The sequence below is a fragment of the Burkholderia semiarida genome (genome assembly GCF_029268935.1).
In the GTDB taxonomy this organism is placed as follows: Bacteria; Pseudomonadota; Gammaproteobacteria; order Burkholderiales; family Burkholderiaceae; genus Burkholderia; species Burkholderia semiarida.
Genome location: NZ_JAHLCL010000008.1, coordinates 547,911 through 565,262 on the forward strand (window position 1 = coordinate 547,911; position 17,352 = coordinate 565,262).

Annotated in this window: 14 protein-coding genes; 11 read left to right on the forward strand and 3 right to left on the reverse strand. The window is 66.1% G+C overall.

All coding sequences use genetic code 11. The annotated features are described in order from the left end of the window. Positions 1 to 219 precede the first annotated feature (219 nt). Both KPB06_RS25790 and KPB06_RS25795 read left to right on the forward strand, forming a co-directional pair. Positions 220 to 1,554, forward strand: a complete 1,335-nt coding sequence (locus KPB06_RS25790) for an NAD(P)/FAD-dependent oxidoreductase (RefSeq protein ID WP_059639129.1) — start codon at positions 220 to 222, stop codon at positions 1,552 to 1,554. 360 nt (positions 1,555 to 1,914) lie between these two features. Beyond that, entirely contained in the window at positions 1,915 to 2,790 is an 876-nt protein-coding gene (locus KPB06_RS25795; protein ID WP_059582935.1) for a dienelactone hydrolase family protein, read from the forward strand. 99 nt (positions 2,791 to 2,889) lie between these two features. Here KPB06_RS25795 and KPB06_RS25800 read toward each other — a convergent pair whose 3' ends face one another. Then, on the reverse strand, positions 2,890 to 3,759 hold the full coding sequence (locus KPB06_RS25800; RefSeq protein ID WP_059582932.1) for a sulfurtransferase: 870 nt from the start codon (positions 3,757 to 3,759) through the stop codon (positions 2,890 to 2,892). A gap of 116 nt (positions 3,760 to 3,875) precedes the next feature. Further along, positions 3,876 to 4,982: an aromatic ring-hydroxylating oxygenase subunit alpha gene (locus KPB06_RS25805; protein ID WP_059582927.1), complete on the reverse strand. Its 1,107-nt coding sequence runs from the start codon at positions 4,980 to 4,982 to the stop codon at positions 3,876 to 3,878. A 270-nt stretch (positions 4,983 to 5,252) separates the two neighbouring features. Here KPB06_RS25805 and KPB06_RS25810 point away from each other — a divergent pair, with 270 nt between their 5' ends. The 4 genes from KPB06_RS25810 to folE2 all read left to right on the forward strand — a co-directional run bounded on the left by KPB06_RS25810 (position 5,253) and on the right by folE2 (position 9,377). Further along, positions 5,253 to 5,546, forward strand: coding sequence for an exodeoxyribonuclease VII small subunit (locus tag KPB06_RS25810; protein WP_006479428.1), 294 nt, complete (start codon positions 5,253 to 5,255; stop codon positions 5,544 to 5,546). Next, the gene (locus KPB06_RS25815) at positions 5,543 to 6,427 is read left to right on the forward strand and encodes a polyprenyl synthetase family protein (RefSeq protein ID WP_059582924.1); all 885 of its coding nucleotides are present in this window, start codon (positions 5,543 to 5,545) and stop codon (positions 6,425 to 6,427) included. Before KPB06_RS25810 ends, KPB06_RS25815 begins: the two co-directional genes overlap by 4 nt. Positions 6,428 to 6,508: 81 nt before the next feature. After that, entirely contained in the window at positions 6,509 to 8,413 is a 1,905-nt protein-coding gene (gene dxs, locus KPB06_RS25820) for a 1-deoxy-D-xylulose-5-phosphate synthase (protein WP_059582921.1), read from the forward strand. Between the two features lie 154 nt (positions 8,414 to 8,567). After that, positions 8,568 to 9,377, forward strand: coding sequence for a GTP cyclohydrolase FolE2 (gene folE2, locus KPB06_RS25825; RefSeq protein ID WP_059583149.1), 810 nt, complete (start codon positions 8,568 to 8,570; stop codon positions 9,375 to 9,377). A gap of 87 nt (positions 9,378 to 9,464) precedes the next feature. Here the strand turns inward: folE2 and tsaD are convergent, their stop codons facing one another. After that, positions 9,465 to 10,505 (reverse strand): tRNA (adenosine(37)-N6)-threonylcarbamoyltransferase complex transferase subunit TsaD, encoded by a 1,041-nt coding sequence (gene tsaD, locus KPB06_RS25830; RefSeq protein ID WP_059582919.1) that lies wholly within the window; start codon positions 10,503 to 10,505, stop codon positions 9,465 to 9,467. Positions 10,506 to 10,635: 130 nt separating this feature from the next. Here tsaD and KPB06_RS25835 point away from each other — a divergent pair, with 130 nt between their 5' ends. From KPB06_RS25835 to rpoD, 5 genes are all read left to right on the forward strand, one after another. Next, positions 10,636 to 11,856: a BaiN/RdsA family NAD(P)/FAD-dependent oxidoreductase gene (locus KPB06_RS25835; RefSeq protein WP_420831947.1), complete on the forward strand. Its 1,221-nt coding sequence runs from the start codon at positions 10,636 to 10,638 to the stop codon at positions 11,854 to 11,856. Positions 11,857 to 11,961: 105 nt separating this feature from the next. Continuing rightward, complete coding sequence (gene rpsU / locus KPB06_RS25840; protein ID WP_006479415.1) at positions 11,962 to 12,174, forward strand: 30S ribosomal protein S21; 213 nt, start codon at positions 11,962 to 11,964, stop codon at positions 12,172 to 12,174. 194 nt (positions 12,175 to 12,368) lie between these two features. Next, the gene (locus KPB06_RS25845; RefSeq protein WP_006479409.1) at positions 12,369 to 12,815 is read left to right on the forward strand and encodes a GatB/YqeY domain-containing protein; all 447 of its coding nucleotides are present in this window, start codon (positions 12,369 to 12,371) and stop codon (positions 12,813 to 12,815) included. 70 nt (positions 12,816 to 12,885) lie between these two features. Further along, entirely contained in the window at positions 12,886 to 14,763 is a 1,878-nt protein-coding gene (dnaG, locus tag KPB06_RS25850; RefSeq protein WP_059639132.1) for a DNA primase, read from the forward strand. Positions 14,764 to 14,851: 88 nt separating this feature from the next. After that, positions 14,852 to 17,269: an RNA polymerase sigma factor RpoD gene (rpoD, locus tag KPB06_RS25855; RefSeq protein WP_081066417.1), complete on the forward strand. Its 2,418-nt coding sequence runs from the start codon at positions 14,852 to 14,854 to the stop codon at positions 17,267 to 17,269. Positions 17,270 to 17,352: the final 83 nt, after the last annotated feature.

Below are 17,352 nucleotides of genomic sequence, written 5' to 3' on the forward strand. Positions count from 1 at the left end.
AGATGGTTTGCTTGTGGTCAACGCGCAAGCTCCCGGACAATGCATGTGAGTCATGTCATTGACGCGGGGCGGCGCGCCCTGCGTTCCGGATCGGACGCATCGAAGTGCTTCGAACTGCACATCGACGATGTCCGAACCGGTTAATCCACCGGGCGGCGCGCGTATAGGGCGTTTGCTTCATCCGGCGGCAGCAGTTTCGAATCGCAAAGGGGGAATCAGATGCATCGGATCATCATCGTAGGCGGAGGCGCCGGCGGCCTGGAACTGGCGACGCGGCTCGGCGACCGTTACGGCGCGCGCGGCAATCGTCCCGCGCGTGCGCTTGTCACGCTCGTCGACCGCAATCCGACGCACATCTGGAAACCGTTGCTGCACGAGGTCGCGGCCGGCAGCATGGACCCGTTCACGCAGGAGCTCGAATATGCGGCGCAGGCGCGCTGGCACGGCTTCGAGTTCCAGCAGGGCGAGCTGACCGGGCTCGATCGCGCGGCGAAGCGCGTCACGCTGTCGCCCCTCAACGACAGCGACGGCGCGGAGCTGTTGCCGGCGCGCGAGCTGGAATACGACACGCTCGTGATCGCGATCGGCAGCACGACGCACTTCTTCGGCGTGCAGGGCGCACCGGAAAACGCGATCGCACTCGACACGGTCGGGGAGGCCGAACGCTTCCGCAAGCGGCTGATCGCGGCGTGCATGCGCGCCGAGCACCAGGCGCCGGCGCCGAGCGCGCCGGGCGAGTCGGCCGAACCGCGCATCCAGGTCGTGATCGTCGGCGGCGGCGCGACGGGCGTCGAGTTGTCCGCGGAACTGCGCAATACCGCGCAGGTGCTGTCCGCGTACGGGCTGCACAAGCTCGATCCGCGCCATGACGTCGGCATCGTGCTGATCGAATCGGGGCCGCGGATCCTGCCGGCACTGCAGGAGCGCGTGTCGGCGGCGACGGCCGAACTGCTCGAGAAGCTCGGCGTGCGGCTGATGCTCGCCGAGCGCGTGACCGAGGTGGCGCCCGGGTTCGTGCATACCGCGAGCGGCAAGGCGGTGCGCGCGGACCTGACGGTCTGGGCGGCGGGCATCAAGGCGCCGTCCGTGCTTTCGCACCTCGACGGCCTCCAGGTCAACAAGCTCGGGCAGCTCGACGTGCGCCGCACGCTGCAGACCTTCACCGACGACAACGTGTTCGCGCTCGGCGATTGCGCGGCCTGCGCATGGCCCGGCAACGAACGCAACGTCCCGCCGCGCGCGCAAGCGGCGCACCAGCAGGCGAGTTTCCTGCTCAAGGCGATCGGCTGCCGGCTCGAGGGGCGCCCGCTGCCCGAGTTCACGTATCGCGATTTCGGTTCGCTCGTGTCGCTCGGCCACTTCAGTGCGGTCGGCAACCTGATGGGCGGGCTGATCGGCGGCAACATGCTGATCGAAGGGCTGTTCGCGCGCTTCATGTACATGTCGCTGTATCGGCTGCACATCGCGGCGCTGCACGGTTATCCGCGGATGATGCTCGACACGGTCGCGCACTGGTTGCGGCGCACGACGCTGCCGCGCGTCAAGCTGCACTGATCGCGCGCTTGCGCGCGGAGCGGGCGGGGATGCGCCTGTCGAGCGTGTTCGCCGCCCGTTTTTCGTTTCGATTCGCAACGATTCGGCCGCGCGACGAACCACGATGCGCGCCGCCGCACGGTGACTCGGCGGCCCGTCGGCAGGCCGCCGTGCGATGATCGATTCGATCGCCTCAACGCGTCGTAATCGAGTCTTACACATCCGACAGTTGACGCGACAACGGATTATTGGGCATCTTGTCCGGGTTTTCGTTTGCGGCGGGGTGCCAACCGCCGCGACATCCGCGCCGTGCGCCGGTGCGATGCCCCGTCATGCCGTATCCGCGATCGTGACGGCGGCGCCCAATCGAGGAGTGCATTCATGTTGAAACCCGAAGTCGACAGCCTGGTCCCCCATGTCCCGTTCTCGCGCCGCAAGTTCATGCAGGCTGCGCTGGGCGGCACCTTCGCGGCGGCCGTGCTGCCCGTGTCGGCGCAGACGGTCACGACCGACAGCGCCGGGCTGGACGTCGACACCATCGAGATCCGCTCGGGCGATGCGAGCGTACCGGCTTATCGCGCGCAGCCGGTCGACAAGACGAACCTGCCGGTCGTCATCGTGATTCACGAGATCTTCGGCGTGCACGCGCATATCGCCGATGTGTGCCGGCGCTTCGCGAAGCTCGGCTATCTCGCGATCGCGCCCGACCTGTTCGCCCGGCAGGGCAACGCGGCGAAGTATCCGACGATCCAGGCGCTGGTCGACAACATCGTCAGCAAGGTGCCGGACCGGCAGGTGACGGAGGATCTCGACGCGACGGTCGCGTGGGCCGGCAAGAACGGCGGCGACCTGACGCGCCTCGGTGTGACCGGCTTCTGCTGGGGCGGCCGCCAGGCGTGGCTGTATGCGGAACACAATCCGCACGTGCGGGCCGCGGTGGCGTGGTACGGGTTCGTCGAGGGCAAGACCGACGAGATGACGCCGTTCAACCCGGTCGATCACGCATCGTTGTTGAAGGTGCCGGTACTCGGCCTGTACGGCGAGAAGGACCAGAACATCACGCAGGCGTCGCTCGCGGACATGCGCAAGGCGATCCAGGCGAGCGATTCGAAGCTCGCGCGCGAATCGGAGATCGTCGTGTATCCGGATGCCGGCCACGCGTTCTTCGCCGATTACCGGCCGAGCTATGTGAAGGCCGATGCCGAGGATGGCTGGAAGCGCGCCATCGAGTGGTTCCACAAGTACGGCGTGATGTGAACGACGAGCGGCGGCATCGGCCGCCGCGGCACCGGCCGCCGCGGCATCGGCCGCCGCGGCATCGGCCGCCGCATCATCCTCATCGCGTCGCGTGGGTGCTCAAGGGTTCGGGCCGGTCGCGATCGGCCGCGACGGATCGGCGCTCCATTCGCTCCACGAGCCCGGGTACAGCGACGCGCCGTGCAGGCCCGCCACTTCCAGCGCCAGCGCGTTGTGGCATGCGGTGACGCCGGAGCCGCATTGCAGGATCACGCGGTTCGGCTCGGTGCCGGCCAGCACGGCGGTGAATGCCTCGCGCAATTCATGACCGGTCTTGAAGCGGCCGTCGGCAGTCAGGTTGTCCTTGAAGAAGCGGTTGCGCGCACCGGGAATGTGGCCGCCTACCCGATCGATCGTTTCATTTTCGCCGCGATAGCGGTCCGGTGCGCGTGCATCGATCACGACGCGCGCGGGCGACGACACGTTCGCGAGCACGGCAGCTGCATCGACCGTCGATTCGAGTGGCGTTGCCGTGCGGAAATCGCCGGCGGCCGGTTGCGGCACGTCGGTCGTCAGCGGCTGGCCGGCCGCTTCCCACGCCTGCAGCCCGCCGTCGAGCACGGCAACCGAATCGTGGCCGAGCCAGCGCAGCAGCCACCACAGGCGCGCTGCATAGGCGCCGCCTTGCGCGTCGTACGCGACGACCTGCTGACCCTGCTTGAGGCCGCGGCTCGCGAGCAGCGTGGCGAGCGCGTCGCGGGTCGGCAGCGGATGGCGGCCGTTGGTGCCCGTCTTGCGGCCGGACAGGTCGCGATCGAGATGAAGATATTGCGCGCCGGGGAGGTGGCCGGCCGCGTAGGCGGCCTCGCCGGCGCCGGGATCGGCGAGATCGAAGCGGCAGTCGAACAGCGCGACGCTGCCGGGCGCCGCGGCCAGGCGCTCGGCGAGATTGGCGGCGGAGATGAGCGTGGTGTAATGAGTGTGTGGCATGACGGCTCCCTGGAGTGCGAATGGCCTGACACTCCAAGTCTAAACAAAAAAGACGGGCCGAAGCCCGTCTTTTCGCTTGCCGGCGGCCGGGCGGCGTCGAGGCGCCGCGGCCGCTGTCAGAGGTCGCCGAGGTGGCGGCGCAGGAACTCGTGGAAGTGCTGCATCCCGTCTTCCATCGGGCTCTGGTACGGGCCGACCTGCGACTCGCCGCGGGCCATCAGCGCTCGGCGGCCTGCGTCCATCCGCATCGCGATCTCGTCGTCCTCGACGGCCGTTTCCATATAGGCGGCGCGCTCGGCCTCGACGAATTCGCGTTCGAACAGCGCGATTTCCTCGGGGTAATAGAACTCGACGATGTTGGTGGTTTTCTGCGGCCCGCGCGGGATCAGCCACGACACGACCAGTACGTGCGGATACCACTCGATCATCAGGCCCGGGTAGTAGACCATCCAGATCGCGCCGAACTCCGGCGGCACGCCGTTGCGGAACTTCAGCACCTGCTCGTGCCATTTCTGGTAAGTCGCGCTGCCCGGCTTCGCGAGGGCGTTGTGCACGCCGACCGTCTGCACGCTGTACCAGTCGCCGAACTCCCATTTGAGATCGTCGCACGACACGAAGCTGCCGAGGCCCGGGTGGAACGGGACGACGTGATAATCCTCGAGGTAGACCTCGATGAACGTCTTCCAGTTGTAATCGCACTCGTGCACTTCGACGTGATCGAACAGGTACTCGGAGAAGTCGAAGTGATGCTTGGTGCCGAGGTTGGCGAGGTCGCGCGCGACGTTGCGGCCCTCGGCCTCGAACAGCAGCCCCTGCCAGTTCTGCAGCGGGCTCTTGCCGAGGTTCAGGCACGGCTTGTCGGGGAAGTGCGGCGCGCCGAGCAGCTCGCCTTCGAGGTCGTACGTCCAGCGGTGCAGCGGGCACACGATGTTCTGCGTGTGGCCGCGCCCGTTGAGCATGATCGCCTGCCGGTGGCGGCACACGTTCGACAGCAGTTCGATCCGATTCGTCTGGTTACGGACCAGCACGCGGCCTTCCTTCTCGGACGGCAGCGCAAAATAATCCCCCGCCTCGGGCACCATCAGCTCGTGCCCGACGTAACGAGGTCCTTTCTTGAAGAGGGTTTCGATCTCGCGCTCGAGTAGCGCCTCATCGAAATATGCAGTGACTGGAAGCTGGCTGTGGGCCGACTTCAACTGAAGCGCATCGCTCAGATTGGACATTCCCACTCCCGGTGTTAGCGTGAAAGCAGTGAACAACCCAACCATCGAAAAATCGATTTAGGGAAACGGAGAATTATACCCGGTTCGCCTCGCAAGGCTAGGATTAAGTGCCTGATTTGTGTCAATTTTTTGTCGGGCTACCCTCGAAAGGCGCACACTGTGCGTCGAAGATGGGGCCGGAATCGTGCGCGGGCGCCCAAGACGGCAGGTCGGAAAATTCTCTTTTGCCGTAGAATGTCCGACTTGTTTTGAAATTTGACACCCTCGTCCATGGCGAAAACCGCATCCCCAGGCGCCACGCCGCCCGGCAATGGCACCGAACCGTTGCCGGACAATTACGAGATGGCGCTCGCGGAACTCGAGACGCTGGTTGCCCGGATGGAAGGCGGCGCGTTGAGCCTCGAGGATTCACTGGCGGCGTATCGTCGCGGTGCGACCCTCGTTGCGTTTTGCCAACAGCAGCTCGAGAAAGTGGAGCAGCAGGTCCGCGTGCTCGACGGCGCGACGCTGAAGCCGCTTTCGTCCGGAACGGCCGCCACGGACGGCGAAGACGACGATCTATGACATTCGAACAATGGATGCGGTCCGTGCTTGACCGTGTCGAGGACGCCCTCGGCCACTATCTGCCGGCCGAAACCGCGACGCCCGCGAAACTTCACGAGGCGATGCGCTACGCGGTCCTCGGTGGCGGCAAACGCGTTCGCCCGCTGCTGTGCCATGCGGCAGGCGAGCTGACCGGTGCGACGGAGGCGGCCCGCAACGCCGCGGCGGCGGCGCTGGAGATGATCCACGTCTACTCGCTCGTGCATGACGACATGCCGTGCATGGACGACGATGCGCTGCGTCGCGGCAAGCCGACCGTGCACGTGCAGTACGACGAGCCGACGGCCCTGCTGGTCGGCGACGCGCTGCAGTCGCAGGCGTTCGTGGCGCTGACCGACGCCGATGCGCTGTCGCCGGCGCAGCAGGCGGCGCTCGTGCGCGAGCTGGCGCTCGCGAGCGGCTCGATCGGCATGGCCGGCGGGCAGGCGATCGACCTGGCGAGCGTCGGCCTGAAGCTGACGCGCGAGCAGCTCGAAACGATGCACCGGATGAAGACGGGCGCATTGCTGCGCGCGGCCGTGCGAATGGGCGCGCTGGCGGGCGAGACGCCTTCGGCGGAAACGATGGCTGCGCTGGACGTGTACGCGGGGGCCGTGGGTCTGGCCTTCCAGGTCGTCGACGACATTCTCGACGTCACGACCGATTCGGCGACACTCGGCAAGACGGCCGGCAAGGACGCGGCGAACGACAAGCCGACCTATGTATCGATCCTCGGTCTCGAGGCGTCGCGCGAGCTGGCAGCGCAGCTGCGCGCCGAAGCGCACGACGCGCTGAAACCGTTCGGCGCACGCGCACAGCGTCTCGCCGAACTTGCCGACCTGGTGGTGAACCGGGTCAGCTGACGCGAAAGCCCGCCGCCGCGCACACGCTACGGTGCGTGCAAAAGAATGCGGGCGCGTTTGATTTCCTACAATGGAACGACGATGTACGACTTGCTGAAAACCATCGACGACCCGGCGGATTTGCGCCGCCTCGATCGTCGCCAACTGCAACCGCTCGCGGATGAACTGCGCGCGTTCGTGCTCGACAGCGTGTCGAAGACGGGCGGCCATTTGTCGTCCAACCTCGGGACGGTCGAGCTGACGATCGCGTTGCACTACGTGTTCAACACGCCGAACGATCGCATCGTCTGGGACGTGGGTCACCAGACCTACCCGCACAAGATCCTGACGGGCCGCCGCGACCAGATGCATTCGCTGCGTCAGTACGACGGCATCTCGGGCTTCCCGCGCCGCAGCGAATCCCAATACGACACGTTCGGCACCGCGCACTCGAGCACGTCGATTTCCGCCGCGCTCGGCATGGCGATCGGCAGCCAGCTGAACGGCGACGACCGCTTCTCCATCGCCGTGATCGGCGACGGCGCGATGACGGCCGGCATGGCGTTCGAGGCGATGAACAACGCGGGCGTGTCGGAGGATGCGAAGCTGCTCGTGATCCTGAACGACAACGACATGTCGATCTCGCCGCCGGTCGGCGCGCTGAATCGCCATCTCGCCCGCCTGATGTCGGGCCGCTTCTACGCGGCCGCACGCGCGGGCGTCGAGCGTGTGCTGAGCGTCGCGCCGCCGGTGCTCGAACTCGCGCGCAAGCTCGAGGAGCACGCGAAGGGCATGGTCGTGCCGGCCACGCTGTTCGAGGAGTTCGGCTTCAACTACATCGGCCCGATCGACGGTCACGATCTCGATTCGCTGATCCCGACGCTGCAGAACATCCGCGAACTGCGCGGCCCGCAGTTCCTGCATGTGGTGACGAAGAAAGGCCAGGGCTACAAGCTCGCCGAAGCCGATCCCGTGCTCTATCACGGCCCCGGCAAGTTCAATCCGGCCGAAGGCATCAAGCCGTCGACCACGCCTGCGAAGAAGACGTACACGCAGGTGTTCGGCGAGTGGCTGTGCGACGAAGCCGAGCGCGATACGCGCGTGGTCGGCATCACGCCCGCGATGCGCGAAGGCTCGGGCATGGTCGAATTCGAGAAGCGCTTCAAGGATCGCTACTACGACGTCGGCATCGCCGAGCAGCACGCGGTGACGTTCGCGGGCGGTCTCGCGACCGAAGGGCTGAAGCCCGTCGTCGCGATCTACTCGACGTTCCTGCAGCGTGCGTACGACCAGCTGATCCACGACGTCGCGCTGCAGAACCTGCCGGTCGTGTTCGCGATCGATCGCGCGGGCCTCGTCGGCGCGGACGGCGCGACGCATGCGGGCGCGTACGATCTCGCGTTCATGCGCTGCATCCCGAACATGACGATCATGGCCGCATCCGACGAGAACGAATGCCGCCAGATGCTGCACACGGCGCTCCAGCAGCCGAACCCGACCGCGGTGCGCTATCCGCGCGGCGCGGGCACGGGCGTGGCGACGGTGAAGGAATTCACCGAGATCCCGCTCGGCAAGGGCGAAGTGCGTCGCCGCACGTCGCAGCCGGAAGGCAAGCGCGTCGCGATCCTCGCGTTCGGCACGATGGTCGCGCCGTCGCTCGCGGCGGCCGACGAACTCGACGCAACGGTCGCGAACATGCGCTTCGTGAAGCCGATCGATGCGGCGCTCGTGCGCGAGCTCGCCGAAACGCACGACTACGTCGTCACGGTCGAGGAAGGCTGCGTGATGGGCGGCGCAGGCTCGGCCTGCGTGGAAGCCCTGATGGAGAGTGGGGTTATCCGACCCGTACTACAATTGGGCCTCCCTGACCAGTTCATCGATCACGGCGACCCCGCGAAGCTGCTGTCGCAATGCGGCCTCGACGGCGCGGGCATCGCGAAATCGATTCGCGAACGCTTCCTGAACCCGGCGGCCGACGTCGCCGGCCAGGCGAAGCGCGTCGCATAAGCTGACGCCGCCCGCGGGCGGCGTCGGTGCGACTGGCGCAACCGGTCTACATTGATGCGGAAAACATGGGCCTGCGGGCCCATGTTGCTTTTCCGGCTGCCGCATGACGCGGCGTGCGCGTCGTCGAACGCGCGGCTTACAAGGATTGAACAAGATGAACCAGATGAATCCCGCCTTCGTGATGCCCGACGTGCAGAGCACGGTGGATACCCGTCAGATTCCGATTCAGCGCGTGGGCGTGAAGGCGGTCCGGCATCCGTTGACGGTGTGTACCGAAAGCGGCGACGTGCAACCGACGGTCGGCGTCTGGAACCTCGATGTCCGTTTGCCGGCCGATCAGAAGGGCACGCACATGTCGCGCTTCGTCGCGCTGCTCGAAGAGAATCGTGCGCCGCTGACGGTCGAGCGTTTTCGCGCGATGCTCGCGTCGATGCTCGAAAAGCTCGAAGCCGAAGCCGGCCGCATCGAAGTCACGTTCCCGTATTTCGTCAACAAGACGGCGCCGGTGTCCGGCGTGCAAAGCCTGCTCGACTATGAAGTGACGCTCGCGGGCGAAAGCCGCAACGGCGATACGCGCCTGTTCCTGAAGGTGCTCGTGCCGGTAACGAGCCTGTGCCCGTGCTCGAAGAAGATCTCGCAATACGGTGCGCACAACCAGCGCTCGCACGTGACGATCGATGCGGAGCTGGCTGCCGATCTGCCGGTCGAGGCGCTGATCCGCATCGCGGAAGAAGAGGCGTCGTGCGAGCTGTGGGGGCTGCTGAAGCGTCCGGACGAGAAGTTCGTCACCGAGCGTGCATACGAGAATCCGAAGTTCGTCGAGGATCTCGTGCGCGATATCGCGCAGCGCCTCGATGCGGACGAGCGCGTGGCCGCTTACGTGCTCGAAGCCGAGAACTTCGAGTCGATCCACAATCATAGCGCGTATGCGTTGATCGAGCGCGACAAGCGGCTGGCTGCATAACGCCGCGGCGTCTTGTCGCGCCCATGAGAAAGGCCGCTCGTTCGAGCGGCCTTCTGTTTTCCGGCTGACGGTGTCGCGTTGCGCGATTCAGCGTGCGAGCGACGCGAGATCCCAGCGCGGCTTCACCGTGAACGCGTAGTCGGCATTCGCCTGTTCGGGCCAGCGGCCGAGCCGCAACGCACCCGCGAGCGCGATCATCGCGCCGTTGTCGGTGCAGAGCGCGAGATCGGGGTAGTGCACGTCGAAGCCGCGCTTGGCTGCGGCCGCCGACAGTGCCGCGCGCAACTGGCGGTTCGCGCCGACGCCGCCCGCGACCACGAGGCGCTTGAGCTTCGTCTTCTTCAGCGCGGCGAGCGACTTCGCGACGAGCACGTCGACGGCCGCATCGACGAAGCCGCGCGCGAGGTCGGCCTTCGCACGTTCGAGTGCTTCGCCTTCCAGCTTCGCCGCTTCGAATTTCTTCATCTGCGTGAGCACGGCGGTTTTCAGGCCGCTGAAGCTGAAGTCGAGATCGCCCGAGTGCAGCATCGGGCGCGGCAGCACGACCGCGCCCGGCGTGCCCGTTTCGGCCAGCTTCGATACTTCAGGGCCGCCCGGGTAGCCGAGGCCGATCAGTTTCGCCGTCTTGTCGAACGCCTCGCCGGCCGCGTCGTCGAGCGTTTCGCCGAGCGTCTCGTACACGCCGACGTCGGTCACGCGCATGAGTTGCGTGTGGCCGCCGGACACCAGCAGCGCGACGAACGGGAACGGCGGCGGCTCGTCGACCAGCAACGGCGACAGCAGATGGCCTTCGAGGTGATGGATGCCGACGGTCGGCTTGTTCCATGCGAGCGCGAGCGCATTCGCGATGCTCGCGCCGACGAGCAGCGCGCCGGCGAGGCCGGGGCCTTGCGTGAACGCGATCGCGTCGATGTCGTCGCGGCGCGTGCCGCTTTGCGCCATCACTTCCTCGAGCAGCGGCAGCGCACGGCGGATGTGGTCGCGCGACGCGAGCTCCGGCACGACGCCGCCGTAGTCGCGGTGCATCGCGATCTGCGAATGGAGCGCGTGCGCGAGCAGGCCGCGCTGCGTGTCGTAGAGCGCGAGGCCGGTTTCGTCGCAGGAGCTTTCGATGCCGAGAACGAGCATGGGTGAGGGCAGGACGCGCCGTTTCGGACGCGCCTCGGGTAGGTCAACGTAACCGGAAAGTATAGCAGGCGAGGGCGGACCGCCGCTGGCGGCGGCCCGGGCCCGATGCCGGGCAGGTACAATCCGCGCCATGGAAACTTATGACATCGCCGTGATCGGCGCGGGCGCCGCCGGCATGATGAGCGCCGCGGTCGCCGGGCAGCTCGGCCGCCGCGTCGTGCTGATCGATCACGCGTCGCGGCTCGCCGAGAAAATCCGCATCTCGGGCGGCGGCCGCTGCAACTTCACGAACCTGTATGCCGGGCCCGACAACTACCTGTCGTCGAATCCGCATTTCGCGCGCTCGGCGCTGGCGCGCTATACGCCGCGCGACTTCCTCGGGCTGCTCAAGCGCCATCACGTGACCTGGCACGAAAAGCACAAGGGCCAGCTCTTTTGCGACCATGGCAGCGACGCGATCATCGACGTGCTGAAACACGAGTGCGACGCGGGCGGCGTCGCGTGGCGCCGGCCCGTCGTCGTCGGCGCGGTGCGCCATGCGCCGTCCGACGGCTTCGTGCTCGATACGCAGCAGGCCGGGGCGATCGGCGCGCGCGCGCTGATCATTGCGACCGGCGGCCTGTCGATCCCGAAGATCGGCGCGACCGACTTCGGCTACCGGGTCGCGAAGCAGTTCGGCCACAAGCTCGTCGATACGCGGCCCGCCCTCGTGCCGCTGACGTTCGCGCCGCAGGACTGGGCGCCGTTCGTGCCGCTGTCCGGCGTGTCGCTCGAAGTGCGCGTATCGACCGGCGACAGGAAGCGCGGCGGCGAATTCGTCGAGGACCTACTGCTGACCCATCGCGGCCTGTCCGGCCCCGGCATCCTGCAGATCTCGAGCTACTGGCAGCCCGGCGACCCGATTCGCATCGACCTGCTGCCGCAGCGCGACACGGTGGCCGACCTGCTCGAGGCGAAACGCACGTCGAAGCGCCAGATCGGTTCGCTGCTCGCCGACTGGGTGCCGGCGCGCCTCGCGCATGCGTGGCTCGACACGCATCGCGTCGCGGCCGACACGCGGCTCGCCGATCTGCCCGACAAGACGCTGCGCCAGATCGGCGACGCGCTGTCGGGCTGGACGCTGACGCCGAACGGCACCGAAGGCTACAGGAAGGCCGAAGTGACGAAGGGCGGGGTCGACACGCGGGAGCTGTCGTCGGCGACGATGATGAGCGCGCGCGTGCCGGGGCTGTTCTTCGTCGGCGAGGCGGTGGACGTGACGGGCTGGCTCGGCGGGTACAACTTCCAGTGGGCGTGGGCGTCCGGCACGGCGGCCGGGCAGGCCGCGGCCGAGTATGCGCGCGGCGCCTGACGCGCCGGCCGGCGCCGTTCCGGCGGGGCCGGGCCCCGTGCCTTTGAGCAATCGCTCTGCTATACTCGGTAGTCTTTCCCTGCAAACCTTTATTCGTGTCGGATCATGACGATCATTCGCGTTAAAGAGAACGAGCCGTTCGAAGTTGCAATGCGTCGCTTCAAGCGCACGATCGAAAAGAACGGTCTGCTGACCGAGCTTCGTGCGCGCGAGTTTTACGAGAAGCCGACCGCAGAACGCAAACGCAAGAAGGCTGCTGCGGTGAAGCGTCATTACAAGCGTATCCGCAGCCAGACGTTGCCGAAGAAGCTGTACTGAACGATTGGGCGCCGCGCGGTTCACTGAGCGGCGCACCGGCGATTCCGTGCGATCGGGTGCGATCGTGCAGCCGATCAGGCGGCGAGTCGCCGATGCCGGATTCGAGCAACCCGCTTGAGACACTGTCCCAAGCGGGTTTTTGTGTTGACGCCCGTTTGCGGGCGTCGGATTCACATTTCCATCCCGGGTGAAAGATGAGTTTGAAAGAGCAGATCAGCGAAGACATGAAGGCCGCGATGCGCGCGAAGGAAAGCGAGCGCCTGGCAACGATTCGCCTGCTGATGGCCGCGATCAAGCAGCGCGAGGTCGATGATCGGGTCACGCTCGACGACGCCGGCATCACGGCCGTGATCGACAAGATGATCAAGCAGCGCAAGGATTCGATCAGCCAGTTCCAGGCGGCCGGCCGCGACGATCTCGTCGCGAAGGAGCAGGCCGAGCTGACCGTGCTGGGCGGCTACATGCCCGCGCAACTGTCGGACGCCGAAGTGGCGGCCGAAGTCCAGGCGGCGGTCGCGCAAACGGGCGCGGCGGGCCCGCAGGACATGGGCAAGGTAATGGGCGTGCTGAAGGGCAAGCTCGCCGGCCGCGCCGACATGACGGCCGTTTCCGCGCAGGTCAAGGCCGCGCTCACGAAGTAAAACCCGTTCCCGGCGCGCCCAGCGATGCGTGCGCCGGGCGTCGTATCGTCCTTTTTCGCTCGATCCCACGGTGATTCCGCATTCGTTCCTGCAGGATTTGCTGAACCGCGTCGATATCGTCGACGTGGTGGGCCGGTACGTGCAGCTCAAGAAGGGCGGCGCCAACTTCATGGGGCTGTGCCCGTTCCATAACGAGAAGAGCCCGTCGTTTACCGTCAGCCCGACCAAGCAGTTCTATCACTGCTTCGGTTGCGGCGCGCACGGCACGGCGATCGGCTTCCTGATGGAGCATGCGGGGCTCACGTTCCCGGAAGCCGTGCAGGAGCTCGCGCAATCCGTCGGGCTGACCGTGCCGCACGAGCCGTCGATGCGCGGCGGCGGTGGGGGCGGAGGCGGTGGCGGCGACTATCCGGCGCCCGTGTCGAAATCGGTGGCGACCGCGCTGTCCGACGCGATGACGGCGGCGTGCGACTACTACCGCAAGCAGTTGCGCGGCGCGACCGTCGCGATCCAGTATCTGAAGAACCGGGGCCTGACCGGCGAGATCGCCGCGCGCTTCGGTCTCGGCTATGCGCCGGACGGCTGGCAGAACCTCGAGGCCGCGTTCCCGGATTATCGCGACGAGTCGCTCGTCGAAGCGGGGCTCGTGATCGTCAGCGAGAAAACCGACGCGCAGGGCGTCGCGCGCCGCTACGACCGGTTCCGCGAGCGGATCATGTTCCCGATCCGCAACGTGAAGGGGCAGGTGATCGGTTTCGGCGGCCGCGTGCTCGGCAGCGGCGAACCGAAGTACCTGAACTCGCCGGAAACGCCGCTGTTCAACAAGGGCAGCGAGCTGTACGGGCTGTTCGAGGCGCGGCTCGCGATTCGCGAGCGCAAGTACGTGCTGGTCGTCGAAGGCTACATGGACGTCGTCGCGCTCGCGCAGCTCGGCTTTCCGAACGCGGTCGCGACGCTAGGCACCGCGTGCACGCCGATTCACGTGCAGAAGCTGCTGCGCCAGACCGACACGGTCATTTTCAGTTTCGACGGCGATTCGGCCGGGCGGCGCGCGGCCCGGCGCGCGCTCGAGGCCTGCCTGCCGCATGCGGGCGACAACCGGACGATCCGGTTCCTTTTTCTTCCGCCCGAGCACGATCCGGACAGCTATGTGCGCGAGTTCGGCGCGGATGCGTTCTCCGAGCAGGTCGAACGCGCGATGCCGCTGTCGCAATTTCTGTTGAACGAAGCAATTGCCGGCAAGGCGCTCGATCAGCCGGAAGGCCGCGCGAAGGCGCTGTTCGATGCGAAGCCGCTGTTGCAGGCGCTGCCCGCGAATGCATTGCGCGCGCAGATCATGCACATGTTTGCCGACCGCCTCGATATCCCGTTCGAGGAAGTCGCGGGGCTGTCGGAAGTCGATACGCGCATCGCGGCGGCGCCGCGCCAGGCGCCCGCGCGCAGCGAGCGGCGACGCGTGACGGACAGCGAAAAGCGCGCGTTGCGCACACTCGTGATGCATCCGCGCATCGCATCGCAGCTCGACGACGAACAGATCGCGACCCTGCGCGCGCTGCCGCGCATCGGCGAATTGTTCGCGGAAGTCGTCGATCATGCGCGTGCGCTGGGCGACGGCGCGGAGTTCCGGCTGCTGTCGGATGTCCTGAGGGCGTCCTCGAACGGGGCGACTTACGAGGAAATCTTCCGCGAAATTCTGGACTATGATGAAAACGTCCGCGATCTGCTGTTACAGAACCCGGAAGACGAGACGGTGCTCGAGCGGCAACGCGAGCAGGAGCGGATCGCGGGGGAGGAGCTGCAGGCAGCGGTGCTCAAGATGCGTTATGACGCCTGCTGCGACCGGCTGGACAGGCTGGCGCGGCAATCCACCTTCACCCCCGAGGAGTTGGCCGAATTGACGGAATTGAACCAGCAGCGAACCGACATGAAGCGTCGGCTCGGGCTGTAGGCGGCCGGGGCGCTTAGAGAGGGCTCCCCAGCGTGCTATAATATAAGGTTTCCAGCGGTTTGTTTTCCAAGCAGAGGCGAGAATCGCGATGGCAAAGACGACAGGCGGAAAGAAAGCAACAGGCAAGGGCTCGACGGAGCCGACCAAGAAGGTCACAGCGGCCAAGTCTGCTTCTTCCACCAGGACAACGTCTTCAGCCACGTCAGCCCCTGCAGGAAAGAAAACCGCGGCCGGCACCGCTCAGGCTGCGCCGGCACCGGCAGCCAGAACACGGGCTGCCGCCAGACCCGACTCCGGGCCGGCCAAGCCGGCGGCGAAGCGGGCAAGTGCGAAAAGCGCAAGGGACACGACTGCCGCCGCGGACGAAACGGCAGTACGTACTACTCATGCACCCACGGTTCAACCGGCTGTCGTCCAGCAGCCGCGAGTCGATATAGCCGGTACGGCGAACTCCATGACCAAAAAGCTGAACGAAGTATCCGTCGAAGACGACGCAAATCAGAGCGACGAGCAGCCCGCAGCCGCGGCTGCACCGGGCAAGTCCAAGGTGCGTGATCGTCGCGCCAAGGAAAAGGCGCTGCTGAAGGAAGCGTTCGCGACGAGCACGCCGGGCACGGCCGAGGAGCTCGAAGAGCGCCGCGTGAAACTGCGCGCGCTGATCAAGCTCGGCAAGGAGCGCGGCTTCCTCACGTACGCCGAAATCAACGACCACCTGCCGGACAACTTCACCGAGACCGAAGCCCTCGAGGGCATCATCGGCACGTTCAACGACATGGGCGTGGCGGTTTACGAGCAGGCGCCGGACGCGGAAACGCTGCTCCTGAACGACAACGCGCCGGCCGCGTCGTCGGACGATGAAGTCGAGGAGGAAGCGGAAGTCGCGCTGTCCACCGTCGATTCGGAATTCGGCCGCACGACCGATCCGGTCCGGATGTACATGCGCGAGATGGGCACGGTCGAGCTGCTCACGCGCGAAGGCGAAATCGAGATCGCGAAGCGGATCGAGGACGGCCTGCGCCACATGGTGATGGCCATCTCCGCATGCCCGACGACGATCGCCGACATCCTCGCGATGGCCGAACGCGTCGCGAACGAAGAGATCCGCGTCGACGAGCTCGTCGACGGCTTGCTCGATCCGAACGCCGCGGATGCCGCCGATACGGACGGCTTCTCCGCGAAGGAAGCGGAAGCCATCGAGAACGAGGACGAGGAAGCCGAAGAGGAAGAGGAAGAAGAGGAAGAGGAGGAAGACGACGGCGCCGCGCAGGCATCGGCGAACGCCGCCCAACTCGAAGCCCTCAAGCGTGCGTCGCTCGAGAAGTTCTCGCAGATCAGCGAGTGGTTCGACAAGATGCGCCGCGCGTTCGAAAAGGAAGGCTACAAGTCGAAGGCCTACCTGAAGGCGCAGGAAACGATCCAGAGCGAGCTGATGACGATCCGCTTCACCGCGCGTACCGTCGAACGCCTGTGCGACACGCTGCGTGCGCAGGTGGACGAAGTGCGTCAGGTCGAGCGCCAGATCCTGCACATCGTCGTCGACAAGTGCGGCATGCCGCGCTCGGAATTCATCGCACGCTTCCCGGGCAACGAGACGGATCTCGACTGGGCCGAGAAGATCACCGCGGAAGGCCATCCGTACAGCGCGGTGCTGTCGCGTAACGTCCCGGCGATCCGCGAACAGCAGCAGCGTCTGCTCGACCTGCAGGCGCGCGTCGTGCTGCCGCTGAAGGACCTGAAGGAAACCAACCGTCAGATGGCGGCCGGCGAACTGAAGGCGCGCCAGGCGAAACGCGAAATGACCGAGGCCAACCTGCGTCTCGTGATCTCGATCGCGAAGAAGTACACGAACCGCGGCCTGCAGTTCCTCGACCTGATCCAGGAAGGCAACATCGGCCTGATGAAGGCGGTGGACAAGTTCGAATACCGTCGCGGCTACAAGTTCTCGACCTATGCGACGTGGTGGATCCGTCAGGCCATCACGCGCTCGATCGCGGACCAGGCGCGCACGATCCGGATTCCGGTTCACATGATCGAAACGATCAACAAGATGAACCGCATCTCGCGGCAGATCCTGCAGGAAACCGGTCTCGAGCCGGATCCGGCAACGCTCGCCGAGAAGATGGAGATGCCGGAAGACAAGATCCGCAAGATCATGAAGATCGCGAAGGAGCCGATCTCGATGGAAACGCCGATCGGTGACGACGACGATTCCCATCTCGGCGACTTCATCGAGGACACCAACACGGTCGCGCCGGCGGATGCCGCGCTGCATGCCAGCATGCGCGACGTCGTGAAGGACGTGCTCGATTCGCTGACGCCGCGCGAGGCGAAGGTGCTGCGGATGCGTTTCGGTATCGAGATGAGCACCGATCACACGCTCGAGGAAGTCGGCAAGCAGTTCGACGTCACGCGCGAGCGGATCCGTCAGATCGAGGCCAAGGCGCTGCGCAAGCTGCGTCACCCGAGCCGTTCCGACAAGCTGAAGTCGTTCCTCGAAGGGAACTGATTTCCGGCGTTTCTCTTGCGAACGCTGCCGGTATCCGCATGATGCCGGTGGCGTTCGTTCCCTTTGTCGTCTTTGTTGTTACA

What these genes read in the sequence shown, in the direction of transcription:
- KPB06_RS25790 (WP_059639129.1), top strand. Translation starts at nt 220, where the DNA reads ATGCATCGGATCATCATCGTAGGCGGAGGCGCCGGCGGCCTGGAACTG.
- KPB06_RS25795 (WP_059582935.1), top strand. Translation starts at nt 1,915, where the DNA reads ATGTTGAAACCCGAAGTCGACAGCCTGGTCCCCCATGTCCCGTTCTCG.
- KPB06_RS25800 (WP_059582932.1), bottom strand. Translation starts at nt 3,759, where the DNA reads ATGCCACACACTCATTACACCACGCTCATCTCCGCCGCCAATCTCGCC.
- KPB06_RS25805 (WP_059582927.1), bottom strand. Translation starts at nt 4,982, where the DNA reads ATGTCCAATCTGAGCGATGCGCTTCAGTTGAAGTCGGCCCACAGCCAG.
- KPB06_RS25810 (WP_006479428.1), top strand. Translation starts at nt 5,253, where the DNA reads ATGGCGAAAACCGCATCCCCAGGCGCCACGCCGCCCGGCAATGGCACC.
- KPB06_RS25815 (WP_059582924.1), top strand. Translation starts at nt 5,543, where the DNA reads ATGACATTCGAACAATGGATGCGGTCCGTGCTTGACCGTGTCGAGGAC.
- dxs (WP_059582921.1), top strand. Translation starts at nt 6,509, where the DNA reads ATGTACGACTTGCTGAAAACCATCGACGACCCGGCGGATTTGCGCCGC.
- folE2 (WP_059583149.1), top strand. Translation starts at nt 8,568, where the DNA reads ATGAACCAGATGAATCCCGCCTTCGTGATGCCCGACGTGCAGAGCACG.
- tsaD (WP_059582919.1), bottom strand. Translation starts at nt 10,505, where the DNA reads ATGCTCGTTCTCGGCATCGAAAGCTCCTGCGACGAAACCGGCCTCGCG.
- KPB06_RS25835 (WP_420831947.1), top strand. Translation starts at nt 10,636, where the DNA reads ATGGAAACTTATGACATCGCCGTGATCGGCGCGGGCGCCGCCGGCATG.
- rpsU (WP_006479415.1), top strand. Translation starts at nt 11,962, where the DNA reads ATGACGATCATTCGCGTTAAAGAGAACGAGCCGTTCGAAGTTGCAATG.
- KPB06_RS25845 (WP_006479409.1), top strand. Translation starts at nt 12,369, where the DNA reads ATGAGTTTGAAAGAGCAGATCAGCGAAGACATGAAGGCCGCGATGCGC.
- rpoD (WP_081066417.1), top strand. Translation starts at nt 14,852, where the DNA reads ATGGCAAAGACGACAGGCGGAAAGAAAGCAACAGGCAAGGGCTCGACG.